General features: G+C 44.8%; 14 protein-coding genes. All 14 read left to right on the forward strand.

The features are described 5' to 3' along the window. The first annotated feature begins 101 nt into the window (after window positions 1–101). The 14 genes from LH22_RS06080 to LH22_RS06145 all read left to right on the forward strand — a co-directional run bounded on the left by LH22_RS06080 (window position 102) and on the right by LH22_RS06145 (window position 18,988). Window positions 102–1,463 (forward strand): TolC family outer membrane protein, encoded by a 1,362-nt coding sequence (locus LH22_RS06080; RefSeq protein WP_430905080.1) that lies wholly within the window; start codon window positions 102–104, stop codon window positions 1,461–1,463. Next, window positions 1,460–3,643 (forward strand): type I secretion system permease/ATPase, encoded by a 2,184-nt coding sequence (locus LH22_RS06085; protein WP_038644930.1) that lies wholly within the window; start codon window positions 1,460–1,462, stop codon window positions 3,641–3,643. Before LH22_RS06080 ends, LH22_RS06085 begins: the two co-directional genes overlap by 4 nt. Next, window positions 3,643–4,866 (forward strand): HlyD family type I secretion periplasmic adaptor subunit, encoded by a 1,224-nt coding sequence (locus LH22_RS06090; protein ID WP_430905174.1) that lies wholly within the window; start codon window positions 3,643–3,645, stop codon window positions 4,864–4,866. Before LH22_RS06085 ends, LH22_RS06090 begins: the two co-directional genes overlap by 1 nt. A gap of 1,199 nt (window positions 4,867–6,065) precedes the next feature. Further along, window positions 6,066–6,311: a hypothetical protein gene (locus LH22_RS06095; protein WP_234465266.1), complete on the forward strand. Its 246-nt coding sequence runs from the start codon at window positions 6,066–6,068 to the stop codon at window positions 6,309–6,311. 17 nt (window positions 6,312–6,328) lie between these two features. Beyond that, the gene (locus LH22_RS06100) at window positions 6,329–8,092 is read left to right on the forward strand and encodes a polysaccharide biosynthesis/export family protein (RefSeq protein ID WP_038644934.1); all 1,764 of its coding nucleotides are present in this window, start codon (window positions 6,329–6,331) and stop codon (window positions 8,090–8,092) included. Between the two features lie 53 nt (window positions 8,093–8,145). Next, window positions 8,146–8,946, forward strand: coding sequence for an ABC transporter permease (locus LH22_RS06105; protein WP_038644935.1), 801 nt, complete (start codon window positions 8,146–8,148; stop codon window positions 8,944–8,946). A gap of 12 nt (window positions 8,947–8,958) precedes the next feature. Beyond that, on the forward strand, window positions 8,959–9,609 hold the full coding sequence (locus LH22_RS06110; RefSeq protein ID WP_038644936.1) for an ABC transporter ATP-binding protein: 651 nt from the start codon (window positions 8,959–8,961) through the stop codon (window positions 9,607–9,609). A 13-nt stretch (window positions 9,610–9,622) separates the two neighbouring features. Next, the gene (locus LH22_RS06115) at window positions 9,623–10,825 is read left to right on the forward strand and encodes a sugar transporter (RefSeq protein ID WP_038644937.1); all 1,203 of its coding nucleotides are present in this window, start codon (window positions 9,623–9,625) and stop codon (window positions 10,823–10,825) included. A 208-nt stretch (window positions 10,826–11,033) separates the two neighbouring features. After that, complete coding sequence (locus LH22_RS06120) at window positions 11,034–11,441, forward strand: hypothetical protein (protein WP_038644939.1); 408 nt, start codon at window positions 11,034–11,036, stop codon at window positions 11,439–11,441. Then, entirely contained in the window at window positions 11,428–12,336 is a 909-nt protein-coding gene (locus tag LH22_RS06125; RefSeq protein WP_038644941.1) for a hypothetical protein, read from the forward strand. The genes LH22_RS06120 and LH22_RS06125 overlap by 14 nt, the downstream gene beginning before the upstream one ends. Next, on the forward strand, window positions 12,336–15,053 hold the full coding sequence (locus LH22_RS06130; protein ID WP_038644943.1) for a glycosyltransferase: 2,718 nt from the start codon (window positions 12,336–12,338) through the stop codon (window positions 15,051–15,053). Before LH22_RS06125 ends, LH22_RS06130 begins: the two co-directional genes overlap by 1 nt. Before the next feature lie 172 nt (window positions 15,054–15,225). After that, window positions 15,226–16,287 carry a glycosyltransferase family 61 protein gene (locus tag LH22_RS06135; protein ID WP_167540444.1) on the forward strand — a complete coding sequence of 354 codons (1,062 nt, stop codon included), beginning with the start codon at window positions 15,226–15,228 and terminating at the stop codon, window positions 16,285–16,287. Window positions 16,288–16,821: 534 nt separating this feature from the next. Next, window positions 16,822–17,988: a nucleotide sugar dehydrogenase gene (locus tag LH22_RS06140; RefSeq protein ID WP_038644947.1), complete on the forward strand. Its 1,167-nt coding sequence runs from the start codon at window positions 16,822–16,824 to the stop codon at window positions 17,986–17,988. 85 nt (window positions 17,989–18,073) lie between these two features. After that, window positions 18,074–18,988, forward strand: a complete 915-nt coding sequence (locus tag LH22_RS06145) for a glycosyltransferase family 2 protein (RefSeq protein WP_038644949.1) — start codon at window positions 18,074–18,076, stop codon at window positions 18,986–18,988. The last annotated feature ends 40 nt before the right edge of the window (window positions 18,989–19,028 follow it).

A 19,028-nucleotide genomic window follows, 5' to 3' on the forward strand; every position in this document is an offset into this window, starting at 1 on the left:
GATTATCGATGGATTTGATGCAATCAGGCGCTCCAACTCGCCGTTACTCTAAGCTCAGCGTCTTCTGTGCGGGCATCGCTTTATTTCATTGTTCACAACTCATGGCTGCCAGTGATGCGCTCACCTCGGCCAGCAGAATCACCTCCGCAGGCCTGGCGCAACAGCAGCAGGATCTGCCGTCATTAACCGGTGAAGTGGCCGAACCCGCATTGGCTCACGTCCCGGATTCACTCACCATCAACCAGGCCGTACAGCGTGCCATTCAGTGGCATCCAGATATCGCGCAGGCGGTGGGCAAAATGCTGGAACAGGCCAACCAGGTGGATGTGGCGAAAGCCAAATATTATCCGCAAATCAGTGGCGGGATGAACAACGGCTATAGCAATGCCTATACCGAAAAGGGGTTCAGCCCATCGTTTGTGTTATCGGTTTCGCAGATGTTGTATGACTTTGGCAAAGTCAGCAGCTCGGTGCGATCCGCTGAAGCCGGCGTGGCGATGGAACAAGCCAACGTGCTGGTGAGTATTGATACAGTGGCACATGACACGGCTTCCGCGCTGGTGGAAGTGCAGGGCTATCAGCAACTCGTCAAGATTGCCCAGCAGCAGCTCGATGCACTGAGCAAAATTGGCGATCTGGCCCGTCAGCGAAATGATGAAGGCGCGGCTTCGCTCTCCGATGCCACGCAAACGGATGCGCGTATTGAAGGTGCGCGCACCACGCTGATTCAGTATCAGGCCAACCTCGATCGCTGGCGTGCCACGCTGGCGACCTATCTCGGTTGGCCGCTGGTGAAGAAAGTGAATGAAGATTTTCCGGTGAACCTGACGCGCTCCTGCTCGGTGGGTAAAGCGGATGACAAACTCAACCCGGCGGTGCTGTCGGCATGGGCACAGGCCAATCAGGCACAGGCAAAACTGGATAATGCTAACGCGCAGAACCTGCCAACGATTTCGCTGGAACCCCAGGTGACGCACTACCTCAACAATCATTACTCCGGCAGCGAAACGCTCGATCGCACTCAGTATCAGGCCTTCGTCAAAGTGGAGATGCCGATCTATCAGGGAGGCGGGATCACTGCCGCGCGTGACGCCGCTGCCAACGCCTTGCAAGCCGCCACCGCGGCCGTAAATTCCGCGCGCCTGAAAGCACGGCAGCAACTCAGTGAATCGCAAAGTGCAGCCCTTAGCTTGTCGCAAAGTCTGGCGATTATGGGGCGGCAACAGACGCTGGGTGAGAAAACCCAGCAGCTCTATCAGGATCAGTATCTGCAACTCGGCACCCGTCCGCTGCTGGACGTGCTTAACGCCGAGCAGGAAGTGTTCCAGACCCGTTTCACCCTGCAGCAAACCATCAGTCAATTACGATCGTTGCAACTCGACTGCTTATACAGCACCGGGCATATCCGATCGGCGTTCGCGTTGAATAATCAGCGGATCCAGAATGTGGAGATCCAGCCATGACCCAGTTACAAATTCCCGATGCCCCGAACGGTGATACCAGCAGTGGTGCCGACGGGCACGTTCCGTTAAATGGATGGGCGACGGCGATCATCCAGATCGCCACCCATTATCGTTTGCCCTGTTCTCCGGGCATGATCATGGCCGCCGCCGAATGGCAGGGTAAACAGACGCGCGACAAAGCGCTGCGCCATTTAGCGCGCCAGGCGGGGTTATCGCTCCAGCTGTACGAAGAGAACAAGTGGGAAATCACCAGCTGGCGTTTGCCACTGGCAGTGGAGCTGGCCGACGGGCAGGTCGGTGTTATCACCAACTTCGATGGTGAAGATGAAGTGCGTGTGCACTTTTCGGGAGATGAGCAACCGGCGCCCGTTGCGCTGGAAACGCTGCTGCCGGAGATTCGTTTTGCCGCCGCATTACGTCCGGTCACCGCTGCCAAAGACAGCCGCGTCGATCGCTATCTGGCAACGGTCAAGCCGGATTGGCTGCGGCGTTTGGTGCTGCACGACCTGCGGCCTTATGGCCACGTGATGCTGGGATCCTTCCTGCTCAACCTGCTGGCGATGGTTGGCATTATCTTCTCGATGCAGGTGTATGACCGCGTGATTCCGGCGCAATCTTATCCCACGCTGTATGTCCTCTATATCGGGGTGATTATCTCCGTGGTGTTCACCTACGTCCTGCGTGTCGGGCGCGATCATGTCACTGACCTGCTGGGTAAACGTGCCGATATGCGTGTTTCGGATCGCGTGTTTGGTCATGCGCTGCGGCTGCGTAATAGTGCGGTGCCGCGTTCCACCGGTACTTTTATCTCGCAGCTGCGCGAGCTGGAATCGATCCGCGAAATGGTGACCTCAACCACCGTTTCCGCCATTGTTGATATGCCGTTCTTCCTGCTGTTTATGCTGGTGATGGCGATCATTGCGCCACAGCTGGCGTGGATTGCGCCGATTGCGGTGATCCTGATGGTGTTGCCCGGCATTCTCAGCCAGAAGAAGTTGTCAAAGCTGGCGCAGCAAAACCTGAAGGAATCGACGCTGCGAAATGCGGTACTGGTGGAGAGCGTGCAGGGGCTGGAGGACATCAAGCTGATGCAGGCGGAAGACCGTTTCCTGCAACAGTGGAACAGCTACATTCGCATTACGGCGCAATCCGGTGTGGAGATGCGCAAAGTGATGCATTCGCTGATCAGCTGGGGTGTCACGGTGCAGGGGTTGGTGTATGCCAGCGTGATCGTGGTCGGTGCGCCGATGGTGATCAACGGCGATATCACCACCGGTGCGATTGTTGCGGCTTCGCTGCTCTCTTCGCGCATGATTGCCCCCATGGCGACGTTGTGTGGTGTGCTGGCTCGCTGGCAGCAGGTGAAAGCCGCCAAAGGCAGTCTGGATGCATTGATGAATCTGCCGGTGGAGAACAGTAAAGACGAGACGCGTATCCATTGTCCGGTGCTGTTTGGTCATTATCAGTTCAATGATGCGATGTTTCGTTACTACACCGATTCACTCACCATCGCGCTGCGTATCAAAAGCCTAACCATCAAGCCGGGTGAGAGAATTGCCGTGCTTGGTCGCAACGGTTCGGGCAAATCGACCTTGTTGCAGGCGATGATTGGTGGCATGGATCTGGTGGGCGGCGAGCTGCGTCTGGATAACCTCAGTTTGCCGCATATTGATGTCTCGGATGTACGGCGTAATGTGGGTTTGATGACGCAAAACGCGCGCCTGTTCCACGGCACACTGCGTGAAAACCTCACCATGGGCGCGGCCCACGCGACTGACGATGCCATCTTCGGTGCATTAACGGTCAGCGGCGGGGCGGATTTCATTCGTCGTTTGCCACTCGGTCTCGATCATCCGGTGATGGAGGGCGGGATAGGCTTATCGGGCGGTCAGCGCCAGTCAGTGCTACTGGCTCGCATGCTGTTGCGCGATCCCAACATTATCCTGCTGGATGAACCTACAGCGGCGCTGGATGATCATACCGAGAAGGAGTTCATCGAACGTCTGGGCGCGTGGCTGAATGGCCGCACGCTGATCGTGGCGACGCACCGTGCGGCGATACTTGCGCTGGTGGATCGCGTGCTGGTGCTGAAAGATGGGCAACTGGTGATGGACAGCCCGAAAGAGAATGCGTTGCCGCCACCGCGTGCCGGCGGTAATCCACCGGAGGTGCGCCCATGATGAAGCAACTTCCCGGCAAACTGCGGCTGGTCACCGCGGCAGAAGTCGATTCCTCTGACGACCTGTTGGGGGAGCTGAAATCTGAGACCCACTACACTGGTGCGGTCAGGCTGATCACCATCAGCGCCGCGTTGATCCTGATATCGCTGGTGTGGGCCTGGTTTGGCACGCTGGATGAAGTCTCAACCGGCACGGGCAAAGTGATCCCGAGCTCACGTGACCAGGTGCTGCAATCCTTAGAAGGTGGGATCCTCACCGAGCTGTATGTGCACGAAGGCGATCGGGTGAAGGCGGGGCAGGTAGTGGCGCGTCTGGATCCCACGCGCTCGCAATCCAGCGTTGGTGAAAGTGCGGCGCGTTATCGTGCGGCACTGGCAGCGGCCTCGCGCCTGAGAGCGGAGGTCAACGATGATCCCCTTACGTTCCCCAATGAGCTCAAAGCTTATCCTGATTTGATTGCCTCTGAGACGCGGTTGTACAAAACCAAACGCGCTCAGCTTTCTGACTCGACGAAGCAGTTCAACGAGTCGCTGGCGTTGGCGAACAAGGAATTGGCGATCACACAAAAGCTGGCCAAAACCGGTGCCGCCAGTAGCGTCGAAGTGCTGCGTTTGCAGCGTGATAAATCAGACCTGGAGCTAAAACTCACCGACATGCGCTCGCAATACTATGTGCAGGCGCGTGAGGAGTTGGCAAAAGCCAGTGCCGAAGCGGACAGCCTGGCTGAGGTGATCAAAGGGCGCGAAGATACGGTGACGCGCCTGACCATCCGTTCACCGATGAACGGCATCGTGAAAAACATCAAAGTCTCCACCGTTGGCGGAGTGATTCCTCCCAACGGTGAACTGATGAACATCGTGCCGTTAAACGACCGGTTGCTGATTGAGGCGCGCCTGTCACCGCGTGATATTGCCTTTATCCATCCCGGCCAGCGTGCGGTGGTGAAGATCTCGGCCTATGACTACGCGATTTATGGTGGGATGAACGGCGTGGTGGAAAGCATTTCACCGGATACCATCCAGGATGAGGTGAAGCCGGAGATTTACTACTATCGCGTGTTTATCCGCACTGATAACGACTACGTGCAGAACAAAGCCGGTAAGCGCTACTCGATCAGTCCGGGGATGGTTTCTACGGTCGATATCAAGACTGGCGAGAAGACCATCATGGATTATCTGGTGAAACCGTTTAATAAAGCCAAAGAGGCGATGCGCGAACGTTAATCGCATATCGTGCATGTTTAAAAGCCGCCGCTGAGGAGTCAACGGCGGCTTTTTTGTGTCTGCAAGGTACATTACTTAAGTTTGGCTAATATTTTGTGGCAGGATTAATGCATTGAATAAAGCGTAATACAGCCCTCTTTTACATAGCATTAGCAGTAATCTTTTACCTCATTTTTTGCAGGTATTGATGACAGAAAAACAAGACCGGTCTTAGGGCTTTTCTACTTTTTTATTGATTTAATTAGTTGAAGTAGCAATTGCTGGAAGCTTTTTGATATTTTTAGAAACCTTTAGTGCAATTTAGTGTAATGTTTCGCCTTGTTAACTTATTCGACCATTAACTTGCTTAAAACAGGTGTTTTATACCACTTTTGTTTGTTTTTAATGCAAGGATAGTCTGTTGAATGTCAGGATTTGAATAGAGGTTTACTGACAAAAATTGTGCGGGCTAGTGCCATGTATTACAAAGCGTATCGAATTTCCACCCCTTGCTTATTTCAGGCTTCTCCGTGAGTAACGCAGTGCGAAAAATTAAATATCGCTAACCTCCTGACTCGTTAAATGTACGCTTACGCTCGTGCTTTGACTCGCCTCAAGGTGTGAGGGTCCGGTCTGGTTTTAAGTGAATTAGGATAGAAATTTTAATGTAATGAGTGCGTCATGATTCCACCTGTCTGGAAGCATGCCGATGGCATTTGCTCCATGACTTCATACAAAAGAACTTAATCCAAAACCTTCGTGCCGACTCAATGTCAGCGCTCAAAGAGTCCCGCATTGAAGTTTTTTGGGCGTTGCCTGGCGTGAGTGACCCATTAGCAACAAATAAATTACCGAATAATACGGGTTAGCTGTCTGCCAGAGGATATAGGCAGGAAAACATGGCGAACATCTCTTCAAGCGGATCATTTCCGTGCGGTAGCTATGGATATACAGCAACGTATCAGCCTATTTCTGCATTTATGCTGTTCCTGCTCTGGTAATACCTCGCAATGGTTTGGCAAATAATCACCGTTGGGTGCCTTCAGCGGCTATTTCGCCTTCCAGAATTTAAATTGTTGGAAAACTGATCTATGAACAACGTCACTCGTCTTCTGGTGATTTCATTCGCCCTCATCTTGGGTGGATGCGCATATTCACCGAAGCAGGTTAAGGCATCAAGGCCGCTTGTTAATCAAGCTGCGACACCCGGTCTGCAGGCTATGCCAAACAATCTGCAGCAATCCCTGAATATCCTGCAGCAGGGTGCCACGCTAAACGCCAACAGCCATACTTATACGCTGGGGCAGCGTTATGTCTCTGCTTTGGGGCAGGAATGTATCGAATTAGTGCGTAACCGCAACGACAACCGGTCGCAGCTCGGCGTGACCTGTAAAAACGACGAGACATGGTATCAGGTACCGCAACTTGAGCAGGCTTCTGCCAGCGACCTCCTTGTCGTGCAATAAATTTAAAGAGAAATGTTGTGAAGATAACGAAATTTCGGCCATTGAGTGCCATCTTACTGCTGATTTGCACCTCTTGCGCTGCGCTGGCCGCACCGACGAAAGAAGAGGCGCAAGCCTTCGGCATGAATAGTCCGGCAGATACTGGCGATGGTCGAATGCACTTGGGCGGCCAACAGGCAATGAGCGGACAGGCGAATACCACCTCCACGACCGGGACTTTTACGCAACAAAACCGGCAGGGAATGCTACTGCCGGGTGAGAGTGATGTACGTAAATTATTGCCGCAGTCTGAATCTGGTCTGCCTCCCCCTTACGGCGCCAACTTGTTTGCCGGCGGCTATGAAACCGAACGCGGTGACGGGCTGAACGATAATTATCTGATCGCACCCGGCGATAAGATCAACATTTGGATCTGGGGCGCAGTCAATTTCTCAAACGTGGTAACCGTTGATAATCAGGGAAATATTTTCATTCCTGACGTTGGGCCGATTAATGTCCACAACGTGACCGCCAGTAAAGTGAATGCACTTGTCACCAGTCATATCAGCGAAGTATTTACTAATAACGTCAATGTCTATGTCAATTTACTGACGGCGACGCCAGTGAGTGTATTTGTTTCTGGTCCGGTTATCCGTCCAGGTCAATATGCCGGACAATCTTCTGATAGCGTGCTCTATTTTCTGAAGCGCGCAGGCGGAATTGATTCCGACCGTGGTAGCTATCGCCATATTAAGGTACTGCGCCAAAATCGCGTCATTCAGGAAATTGACCTGTATGAATTTATGCAGCAGGGCAGGATGCCAAAGCTGTCGCTGAAAGATCAGGACGTGATTTTGGTCGAGTCGCAGGGTCCGATGATCAGTGTGGCCGGTAAAGTACGTAATCCGTTTCGCTTCGAATTAAAGAACAGCAGCGCGCTGGGCTCTGAACTGGTGTCATTTGCCTTGCCCCTTGCCAAGGTGAGTCACGTTGGGGTGATTGGCGATCGTCCAAACGGTCCGTTCTCGGTGTATATGCCGTACAGAGATTTTGACCGCATCCAGTTAAAAGACGGCGACAAAGTGCTGTTCAATGATGATATGCATGCGCAGGTTTACGATGTGCAAATTATCGGCAGTTACCGCGGGCCATCTTATTTCACCGTACGTAAAGAAACGCGTCTTCACGATCTGTTAAACCACATCCCTATTGATCCGAACATGGCGGATTATGGCTCGATCTACATCATGCGTAAGAGCGTGGCGGCACGGCAGAAAGAGATGCTGGAAGATTCACTCAACCGCCTTGAGCGCAGTGTGTTTACCGCACCCGCCAACTCTGACGGTGAAGCCTCTATTCGTACTAAAGAAGCTGAGCTTGTCATGCAGTTTGTGGAGAAAGCGCGTAAGGTCCAACCACTAGGTAAAGTGGTGGTGTCGGATAAAGGCGTGATTGCCAATATCATGCTTGAACAAGGCGACCAGATTGTTATCCCGTACAAGACCGACCTGATTCAGGTGGGTGGCGAAGTGATGATGCCACAAGCGGTGGTGTACAACGAAGGCGCCAGGCTTGACGACTATGTTGCCTGGGCGGGTGGTTTCACCGACCGTGCAAATGACAAGCGCATTGCTGTGGTGCATGCCAACGGTCTGATGGAATTCCAGGACGCCGGTAGCGTGATGCCGGGCGATCAGATTCTCGTCATGCCGAAAGTGGACAGCAAAATGATGCAGTCCATCAAGGACATTACTCAGGTCATCTATCAGGTTGCTGTAGCGGCCAACGTGGTCCTCAGATAAAACTAACTTCGGGCTCGCTTGAAGTGAGCCCGTCCTGTGATATCGGCTTTCCTATGTTTAAACCCATTCTTAACCAAACGCCTCGCAGTCCATTTCAGGTCCTTCGCGATGTGACGTTTGGCCTCTTGATTCGTGAACTGAAAACCAGATTTGGTAGTTATCGGCTGGGGTATGTCTGGGCGCTGATAGATCCGTTACTGATGATTAGCGCATTTAGCCTGATATTTGGTATGCGCGGACATAGCGGTTTTGGCGGTGCGCCAGCACCGTTGTTTATTACTGCCAGTTATTTGCCCTTTCTTTTTTTTAGAAATGTGGTGAATAAACTGCAATCGGCAGTCAATGCCAACATGGGGCTGTTCTGTTATAGGCAGGTAACGCCTTTTGCTACGTTTGTGGCTCGCTTTATCCTGGAAGCCATTATTGGGCTGGTAGTTGGCTGTGTGCTTGTATTGGGATTACTTTGGCTTGGTTTCGATGCAATTCCTAACGATCCCTTGCAAGTTGTTTTTATATTTCTTTTGTTAATGACATTCTCATTTTCATTGGGTGTTGTTTTTTGCATCTTAATTAATTTAGTTAATGAAGCAGATAAATTTCTTAACCTTATAATGATGCCATTAATGTTTATTTCATGCGTAATGTACCCACTGGCAACGGTACCTGTCCAGTTCCAACACTGGTTTATATGGAATCCATTGGTGCATGCCGTCGAATTAATGCGATCTGGCTGGATAGCAGGTTATGTAAGCCCTGATGTTAGTTGGACCTATTTAGCAAGTTTGACATTGGTCTTACTAACGTTTGCGATGAGCTGTTATCGCCTAAGCCATCGCAGATTGATTGCTAGCTAAAGCTAAATAAACATGATTATTCTTGATAACGTTTCGAAATATTATCCCACTAAGTTTGGCCGTAATTATGTGCTGCGTGATGTAAACGTAACGCTGCCACGAGATCGTAATATAGGTATTCTAGGTGCCAATGGGGCGGGGAAATCAACCCTTCTGCGTCTGCTGGGTGGGATGGATATGCCCAGCAGGGGTAAGGTCACTCGTCAATGTCGTGTTTCCTGGCCATTAGCGCTTAATGGTGGTTTTCAGGGTAGCATGACTGGACGGGAAAATACCCGATTTGTCTGTCGCATTCATGGAGTACGTGATACGCAAGCCATTGAAGAGTGGGTGAAGGAATTCTCGGAAATTGGTCAGCATTTTGAACTGCCGATTAAAGCTTACTCCAGTGGTATGAAATCAAAATTCTCATTTGCCGTTAGTATGGCATTCGATTTTGATATCTATCTGACCGATGAAATTACTTCTGTGGGTGATGCTCGCTTTAAGCAGAAATGTATTGATACGTTCACGCAAAAGCGCGAGACCGCTAGTTTAATCATGGTTTCGCATGATATGAAAAATTTACGCCAACAATGCGATATGGGTATTCTACTGCGTAATAGCAAGCTAGAAATATTCGAAAATATCGACGATGCCATCCGTATTTATCAGAGCCTGTAACAAGCCTAAAACAATGACTCAGCCAATTCACCCTCACAAACCTTCAATTTTGATGCGCAAGCTGCGCAAATTAAAAACCAAACCTAAACATTTTATTGTCGACTCCAGTGGCTATCGCCTGACTCATCGCTCCTGGAAAAAAAGCCATAGACTTGGTGGATTTCAGTGGGTAGTCGCCTGTTTTATTATTGCCACAATCTACTTTGGGTTTATTGCATCGGGTCGTTATGTAAGCCGGGCAGATATAGTGGTTAAGCAAGCAGATCAAATTAAGATGCTACCTGATGCTTTGTCGATGCTAGGGCTTGGTGGTAGTAATCACGAAGATGTGCTGTTAATCCAGGACTATCTGAAATCAGCAGACCTTCTCGATAAATTAGATAAAGAATTGGCGCTTAAAGTACACTACCAAAACCACAAGGTAGACTTTTTTTCTCGTCTTCCGAACGACGTTAGCCGAGAACAATTTCTAAAATATTATCGTGATCACCTCTCATTGCATCTGGATGATTTATCCGGAGTACTCACTATTGAGCTACAAGCCTTTGACCCTGCCTACGGTCAGCGAGTGGTCAATCAGATGCTTAAAGAATCTGAGGGCTTCATCAACAGGCTGGGGCATCAGGTAGCCCTGGAACAACTTACTTTTATTGAGAAAGAAGTTGATCGTTCCTATCAGCGTCTGCAAAGCGAGAAAGCGAAAGTTCTGGAGTTCCAAAACACCCATCATCTAATCAGCCCAGAATCATCCAGTACCGCCCGCATGGGGGTGGTTAGCCAGATAGAAGCCCAGCTGGCTCAACAGCAGGCTCAGTTAAAACAACTGCAAAGCTATATGAAAGAAAGCGCACCTTCAGTTGTATCTGTGCAGGCAAGGATCGATGCCTTAACTCAGCAATTGGCTCAGGAGAAATCCAAACTGACAGGTGTGGATAAAGATGCGATGAACGAAGTGATCGCCAGCTATATGGGTGTTGAAACACAGGCAACATTAGCTGCGGATCTCTACAAAACTGGCTTGATTAGTCTGGAGCAAGCCAGAATAGAGGCGTACCGCAAACTAAAACATCTGTTAATTATTAGCAAGCCGACGTTGGCAGAGGAAGCAGAGTATCCACGCCGGCTTTATAACCTGGCTACTATAGCGGTACTACTTTGTCTGCTATATGGCCTGATTGTAATGGGCTTGGCTACCTTACGAGAGCATCAGGACTGATTATATATTATGGACTAAGCTTATATATTATCGACTGGGAAATTAATTTGGTTATTAAAGAGAATCCCAGACTTATATATCCTACTTATGAATCATTATGCTGAATACTTACAAGTGTTATGTATGACATTTGTGACTTTTTAAAATAAATTAAGTTTTGAAATGCCAATAATTTTAAAACCATTATTATTATGAGTGAGGGTGTCTGGTGAGCTTATATTTATATAGATCTTCAGAGGCTAAGTTAGAGCAGTGCAGATCGTTCCCCATACATTCATCTTCTGCGGAAGAGCTAATATCTCTGCTTCAATTAGCGCCAGAGGGTGATATATTCATATGGGAGTATAATTATCCATGGAGCGATATTGGAAGTGAGGATGCTATCACAAAAGAAACGTTAGAAAAATGGAATGAGAAACAACAATATATCTTGTCATTAATTAACAAGGATAAAAGCAAATTTATTTTCTTCAATAGAAGCGTTATCACACTGTCTTCAGTTATTAAACATATATCGAGCGAAGGGGAAAACAGAGAAATAAAAGACCTGCTAAGTGATAAACAGAAGGTAATGATAAGTCAATATTTAGGTTTTTTTTTGGATGTGGGGGAATGAATATTGGCGTACTTTAGAACGTCTAGATGAAGTATCGCTTCGGCCAAATGGTATTAAGCCAATTAGAGAGGATGATTTTACAAACGGATCTGAAGATAAATTAATTTGCGCTGCTAATTTTTTGTCAGATGTAATAAATGAAGTCACAGCCTTGGAATATAATATTGAGTTAAGATTCAATGAAATATCTACATTGACGCTGATGCTGCAAGAAAGTCAAAGCAAAGAAGAAAAAATCTTTTCAAGAAATAACAGTGTTAAAGTAAAAAATGCTCAATTAAATTTAAAAGAAAAAATTAAATTTGAGCATGTTGAAGATTTTGTTAATCTTAGTGAAAATCCAGATTTAAAAGAAATGGCTGAAATTGATTATCTAAAGGAACTTAGTAGGTTAAACGTTGAACTTGGTAAAAATAAAGCGTCACTGACGTGTAGATTCAATGAGTTAGCACTGATTACAAGATTGCTTGAAAAGGCAAATCGGGAAGTGTTAAAGCTTCAAGGGGAAATTTCAGCGGTTAATGATAGGCATGAAAAAATCAAAAATAGTTTTTCGTGGAAAGCAACAGCACCTATTCGCGCTTTATGTTATCCCGTAAAGATTAAAAAAGAAAAAAGTAATAATAAGCTAAATAATAAAATACAGTTAATTAGGAATTCAGTCTATTTCTATTCTGAGTGGTACTTGTTGCAGAATCCAGATGTTGAAAGCTCTGGGATTGATCCTGCTAAGCATTACTTATTATTTGGCGGTTTTGAAAATAGAGATCCATCATCAAGTTTTTCTAATGAAGTGTATTTTGAACTTCATCCGGACGTTAAGAAAAAAGGCGTTAATCCGCTTGAGCATTACATTGTTTTCGGTATTAAAGAAAACCGGAAAATAAAATATTAATGGGCAAGAAAATGAGTTATTCTAATTTATTAAATGAAGTATCTTCCATTGGTTTAGTAGACCCAGTTTGGTATGCCACAGAATACCCTGATGTGATTAAAACTGGTATTAATCCTATTGAGCATTATATTAAATATGGCTTTTATCTCAAAAGGAAGCCATCAGAATCATTTGATGTTAATAAATATGGAAAAATTTCAAGTTTGACGATGTTGTGTGAAATGATAGCTAAAGAGAATAACGCGAGTCATTTAGTTATTCAAAAAAACACTACACAGCCGAAGAATACTACAAAGACAAAGAATACGGCAAAGTCAAACAATAATACCCGCTTCCGGGGATGCTTTGATTCTTTGTCAACGACAGAGATGCGTGGTTGGGCAATAGATGAAAGCAATCCAGGGAAGCCCGTAAGCATTGATGTTTACGTTGATAATAATTTACTTATGCAAATCAAAACGGATAAAAACCGAGGCGATCTTACAAGGAAAGGACTTCCTGGACAGTGTGCAGGTTTCTTACTATCCTTCCAGGAAGGTATTTTAAAAAATGGCTCTGTTATTGATTTGAAGTTTTCTGGCACAACTCAATCACTTAATAATACCAATAAGACATATAATGGTGATTTTCTAAGAAATATCTACAATTCAAGATATATCGATTTTCTAAGATCAAAAAAAATAAGAAATATAACGGTCGTAGTTCCTGTTTATAATGCTTACGAAGCTGTTAGTGATTGTTTAAACTCTCTTGTTAAAACACTGAGTGATGAAGTACAAGTACTGATGATTGATGATTGCAGTACTGATGGAAAAATACCAATTCTACTCAAAGAGTTTAAGGATAAACATGGTTTTATACATGTAACTAATAATTATAATCTAGGCTATACAAAAACAGTAAATAAAGCTATAAAACTAAGCGGTGAAAACGATGTTGTATTGCTTAATAGTGATACAGTTACTACACATAGATGGTTAGATTCGCTTAAATACTTAGCTTATTCCAGAAGTCAGGTATCAACCGTTACAGCTCTTTCAGATAATTCCGGTGCCTTTTCTGTTCCTGATGTCGGGAAATTCAATGAAATAAAAGCTGGGTTGACTCAGGAAGAACATGCTCGTCTGATTACTCAAAACACCTTTGGCAACCCTATCTCAGTTCCTACTGGGAATGGTTTTTGCTTCTATATTAGAAGAGACTTCCTTAACATATTTGGTCTGTTTGACGAAGAAAAATACCCAATAGGTTACGGTGAGGAAAACGATTTATGCATGAGAGCTTTTCGTGCTGGTTGGCTTAATCTCATTTGCGATAAGTCCTTTGTTTATCACAAAAGAAGTCAGAGTTTTAAAGATGAAAAAATTAAGTTAATGGAGGCTGGAGCTAAACAACTTCGCTTTGATTATCCCGAGTATAAAAAATTGACATCAAGATTTCATGATGTCGAATTCAACCTATTGCGTTCAAACATCAGAGCTGCACTTGAAGAAGACCGTACTATATTGCCACGTGCATTATTTGTTATATCAACGACAACGGGAGGCACACCGCAAACCAATCAAGATCTAATGCGTGCAATATCAGACAAATATAGCTGCTATTTATTAAGGTGCGACAAGTCAAACATTTATTTATCAAGGATGATAGATGGTGAATTAGAAATAATTGAAGAGATGAAAATCAGCATTCCTATCAACGCTTTAGAACACCGTTCAGAGGAATACGATATTGTTGTTGCTGAAATGTTATATAAATACAGGATTGAGTTGTTACATATTAGACATATTGCCTGGCATAGTTTAAATCTCCCCTCTATATCAAAGTCAATGAACATCCCAGTCATTTATTCGATGCACGATTTTTATTCAATTTGTCCTACAGTTACGCTGAGTAATGAATCAGGGGAATACTGTACTGGGGCATGCAATAATAAGAATAAAGATTGCAAAGTAGCACTATGGGAAGATGGCGATATTATTAATTTAAAAAATAATTATGTGTATAGATGGCGTGAGCAATTTAGTGATTTCTTATCATATTGCGATGCTGTAATTACTACAGATAATTCCGCCAAAGAACAAATATGTAATATCTTCCCACAGTTGGAAAATAAGTTCGCTGTTATACCGCATGGCCGAGACTTCAGTTCAATGCACCCTGGGGAAGTACTTGATACTCACCCTAAAAAAATAAAAATCATTGTACCTGGAAATATTTCTTTAGCCAAAGGTGCATTGCTAATTAAAAAAATGATTGAAGAAGATACACAAAATGAATTTGAGTTCCATTTTTTAGGGAAAGTTGCATCCGAGTTAAGCGGATTGGGGGTTTACCATGGCCATTATACTCGTGATGATGTTGTTGATAAGATAAAAGAAATTAAGCCCCATATCGGTATAGTACTTTCTTTATGGCCTGAAACTTTCTGCCACACGCTCACTGAAATGTGGGCCGCAGGCGTTCCCGTTTTAGGTGTAGATTTGGGTGCCGTAGGTAATAGAATTAAGGAAACTGGGGCCGGCTGGCTAGTAAGCAGTGATATAAATTCTTATGATTGCAAAGAGTCGATAATTAATGCAGTTTCTGATAAAAAACTCTATAAAGAGAAAATTGATAATTTAAATAATTGGCAAAAAAGTGTTGGTTTGACTAATACAACTGATTGGATGAGCGAACAGTATATATTATTGTATGAGAGCCTTCATGTTTCTTGAAGGGATCTTGCTGAGTGTGTGTTTCTTTCACAAATATGTTGTGCGAAAAATTTTAGAGTAAGGTTTTTGCTCTGAAAGTTTTCATAATTCCAGAGGAAATGCCGTAGGACTTTTACCATGATTATTAAAACTTTAAAAAGGTTGATGGATGGTTAACGGCGTCGAGCCCCAAATGGGCGTTGAAGTGATTTTTGCAGAAGATATTGGGTACAATGCGATCACTATAAAAAATAATGGTTTCAGGAATAAAAAACCAAATGTTTTCAATGAACATCTTATCCCTGATAAAGTAAGACGTGCAATGTCAACTGGATGGGATTCCAATGAAATATTAGGTAAGGATATTAGAATAATCGAATTACATGACGTTATTGTAGGAGAGCAAGGCTTAGTTATAGATTCAAACTTTAGAGTAATAAAAGAGACTATAACGCAACATTCATCTCTTGAAATAGAAGGGTTTATAAACAGAGCTAGAAATTTCAATCACATAGAATATGTTCAGGGTAGTTTTATAAATCTTAGGAAAAGGGGAGAGCAAAATTACGGGCATTGGTTGATTGAGTGCCTTCCTAAGATCAATTACCTTTCTCATATTAATAAAGATTTAAAAGTGCTTGTGCCTGATGTTAGCAGTCAGATGAATCTCGTTATTGAGACATCGTTGAGAACGTCTTGTTCATCTCCAAATCTTATGATAATGAAGATGGGAAAAAGTGAGATCAAACGTTTCCAGAAACTTGTAATAATTGATGGCTTGACCCATCACGGCACTTATATGGCTCCGCAAGTAGTCCAGTTTAATAGTCAGTTGAGGGAAAGTGTCGCTGGAGCAGGACCGAAAAAAGTCCTATTATTAAGGGATTCTCCTCATAGACGTATTAGCAATATTGATCACCTGTCATCTTCTTTGAAAAAACTTGGTTTTTCAGCTATAACTCCAGGTAAGCTTAATCTAAAAGAACAAATATCTGCTCTGAAAAATGCTGATACTGTAATTGGTGTTATGGGGGCTGAAATGACTAATATTGTATATGCAGATAAATATGCGAATATACTTAATATTGCACCCGCATCAATGCCTGATACTTTTTTTCATTTTATTTCCGTTCATAAAGAACACTCCTATAATGAATATAGATGTGAAACTGAAGGTGTTGAGAAAAATAGAAATAATTCCATGAGTGTAGACGTGGGGCATATATGTGATATTGTAATGGGAATGTCTTTATAATATGTATTTTGTCTGTTTTTGAATTTATATTAGGCTGTGGTGATTTAATCATTTTTAATGAGAGTTAGACGTGGTTGGCATTGTCAGTTAGTGGCTGAATTTTGCAGTGATTGGTCATTGATGTCATGATGAGTTTCTTTGCATTATGTAATCTGAAGCTGAAATATTATGTGGGGTGTTTTATGTGTTTTGGAATCATCATTTATAAATCCCCTTCAATAAATTTCATTTGAAGTTTATCTCTGTTCTCTAGAATGTTCTGGTTTTAAATGAAGTACGCCCAAGCACCTGCCAAGATTAGGGTTGTTAATGATCGCGCTGAATTTACCTTGAATTATGAATTTGGGGTTTGATTTTTGCTTTGCAATGGAATGTGTTTTAATTGCAGTTTTAATGATGTTCTTTGTTGTTTTTTTTTATTCTTGGAACTTTAATTAAAGTGGCTTAACGCATTTAATTTATTCGTTGTTGAGGTACGGGTTTGAATTACTACCTTTTATTACCATCGGTTAACGATTTTTATGAGTGATTATTATGAAGATAGCTATAACTGGAACTGGTTATGTCGGCCTATCAAATGCCATACTATTATCTCAGTGTCATCAAGTCATCGCTCTTGATGTAATGCTCGAAAAAGTTAATAAAATCAACAATCATCAGTCGCCCATTGTAGACAATGAAATTGAAGACTACTTAGCCAATAAGCCTCTTAATCTTAGTGCAACAATCGATAAAGTCGAAGCCTATAAAGATGCTGAGTTTGTCATTATCGCAACACCAACTGACTACGACCCAAAGACTAACTACTTCAACACCAGCACTGTAGAAGCCGTTATTAGGGACGTAATCAGCATTAACCCGCTAGCAATCATGATCATCAAGTCCACCATTCCAGTGGGCTTTACCGAGCGAATGCGACAGGAATTTGGCACAGATAATATAATCTTTTCACCTGAATTTCTTCGTGAAGGGCGTGCCCTCTATGACAACCTTTATCCCTCACGAATCGTCGTAGGTGAATGCAGTGAGCGTGCGCAGCGTTTCGCCGACCTGCTTAAAGAAGGTGCCATCAAGAAAGATGTTGAGGTGTTGCTTACTGGAAGTACCGAAGCTGAAGCTATCAAGTTGTTCGCCAATACCTATCTCGCCATGCGCGTTGCGTATTTCAATGAGCTAGATACCTATGCTCAGTCGCATGGGCTAGATAGTCGACAGATTATTGAAGGTATTGGTCTGGATCCACGTATAGGCACGCATTATAACAATCCTTCGTTTGGCTATGGTGGCTACTGTCTGCCTAAAGACACTAAGCAGTTGTTAGCAAACTATCAGGAAGTGCCTAGTAATCTGATACGCGCTATTGTCGATGCGAATACCACCCGTAAGGATTTTATTGCTGACAGTGTGATTAGTCGCCAGCCTAAGGTTGTGGGCATCCATCGTTTGGTCATGAAAGCGGGTTCCGATAACTTCCGTTCATCCGCTATTCAGGCGGTCATGAAGCGGATTAAAGCCAAAGGGATCGAGGTCGTCGTCTTTGAACCAACAATCAAAGAAGATACCTTCTTTAATTCTCGGGTTATCCGAGATATCGGAGAATTCAAAGCGATTAGTGATGTTATTCTCTGTAACCGAATGGCAAATGAATTAGCCAATGTAGCGGATAAAGTTTATACCCGCGATCTCTTTGGTTCAGATTGAGATACGCCAATAAATAATCATACCCCTCATTATTGATAGTTCTTTTAGACGACAACTTTATCTGTAATTTGACCGAGAGTGCATTTTGAAATTATTAGTTGCTGCAATTGTTAAAAACGAAGTAGATGCCCTTTTGGAGTGGGTTGCATACCACAGAGTTGTAGGGGTAAGCGGATTCATTATTGCGGATAACGGTAGTAATGATGGTTCCCGTGCTTTGCTCGACAGGCTTAAAAGGCTCGGGATTGCAACGGTACTCGACTTTCCAACTGTTGATGGAAAAAAGCCGCAGTTACCCGCTTACGAGCGTATTCTACGTAGTTGCGACACTGACAGTGATTTGCTGGCATTTATTGATGCCGATGAATTTTTGGTGTCGCTCAATCCTGAGCAAAGTTTAATAACTAGTCTGAAAGAATGGTTTAACGAACCTTCAGTTAGTGCTGTTGCCCTTAACTGGGCAAACTTTGGTTCAAGCGGTGAGTTGTTCGCTGAAGAGGGATTGGTAACAGAGCGCTTTACCCAACGTGCCCCTCAGCAATTCAATGCCAATAAAAATTTTAAGAGTATTGTCAGATCCAACTGCGTCAATCACTTTAGTAATCCACATCATGCCGATCTGCGTTTTGGCCGCTATATCGATACGCAGGGCAATGATTTGGTCTTACACCCAAAACATGGCAATGGCGTCAGTGCCGAAGTTATCTGGAGCGGTGTGCGGGTCAACCATTACGCAGTCAAATCGCTGGAAGAGTTCTTACTCGGTAAACACCTGCGCGGCAGCGCTGCCACGACCAACCGTGTAAAACATAAAGCCTATTTCAACGCCCATGACCGCAATGACGAAACCTGTCTATTGGCCGCCGCTCTAGCCCCTAAAGTCAAAGCAGAGATGGCAGCAATACAAGCGCAATTGGATGCATTGCCAGAACCAGAACTAGAGAGCCCGCCGAAGAGCGACTCCTGGTTGGCGTCCCGAGTTAAAAAGCTCATCGGCTAATCGACGTATTTTCATTCTCTGACAGGAGTCAGAAGCGGGC

The sequence above is a fragment of the Pantoea rwandensis genome (assembly GCF_000759475.1).
GTDB classification, from domain to species: Bacteria; Pseudomonadota; Gammaproteobacteria; order Enterobacterales; family Enterobacteriaceae; genus Pantoea; species Pantoea rwandensis_B.

What these genes read in the sequence shown, in the direction of transcription:
- LH22_RS06095 (WP_234465266.1), top strand. Translation starts at nt 6,066, where the DNA reads ATGCCAAACAATCTGCAGCAATCCCTGAATATCCTGCAGCAGGGTGCC.
- LH22_RS06090 (WP_430905174.1), top strand. Translation starts at nt 3,643, where the DNA reads ATGAAGCAACTTCCCGGCAAACTGCGGCTGGTCACCGCGGCAGAAGTC.
- LH22_RS06115 (WP_038644937.1), top strand. Translation starts at nt 9,623, where the DNA reads ATGACTCAGCCAATTCACCCTCACAAACCTTCAATTTTGATGCGCAAG.
- LH22_RS06130 (WP_038644943.1), top strand. Translation starts at nt 12,336, where the DNA reads ATGGGCAAGAAAATGAGTTATTCTAATTTATTAAATGAAGTATCTTCC.
- LH22_RS06140 (WP_038644947.1), top strand. Translation starts at nt 16,822, where the DNA reads ATGAAGATAGCTATAACTGGAACTGGTTATGTCGGCCTATCAAATGCC.
- LH22_RS06080 (WP_430905080.1), top strand. Translation starts at nt 102, where the DNA reads ATGGCTGCCAGTGATGCGCTCACCTCGGCCAGCAGAATCACCTCCGCA.
- LH22_RS06105 (WP_038644935.1), top strand. Translation starts at nt 8,146, where the DNA reads ATGTTTAAACCCATTCTTAACCAAACGCCTCGCAGTCCATTTCAGGTC.
- LH22_RS06085 (WP_038644930.1), top strand. Translation starts at nt 1,460, where the DNA reads ATGACCCAGTTACAAATTCCCGATGCCCCGAACGGTGATACCAGCAGT.
- LH22_RS06125 (WP_038644941.1), top strand. Translation starts at nt 11,428, where the DNA reads ATGTGGGGGAATGAATATTGGCGTACTTTAGAACGTCTAGATGAAGTA.
- LH22_RS06135 (WP_167540444.1), top strand. Translation starts at nt 15,226, where the DNA reads ATGGGCGTTGAAGTGATTTTTGCAGAAGATATTGGGTACAATGCGATC.
- LH22_RS06110 (WP_038644936.1), top strand. Translation starts at nt 8,959, where the DNA reads ATGATTATTCTTGATAACGTTTCGAAATATTATCCCACTAAGTTTGGC.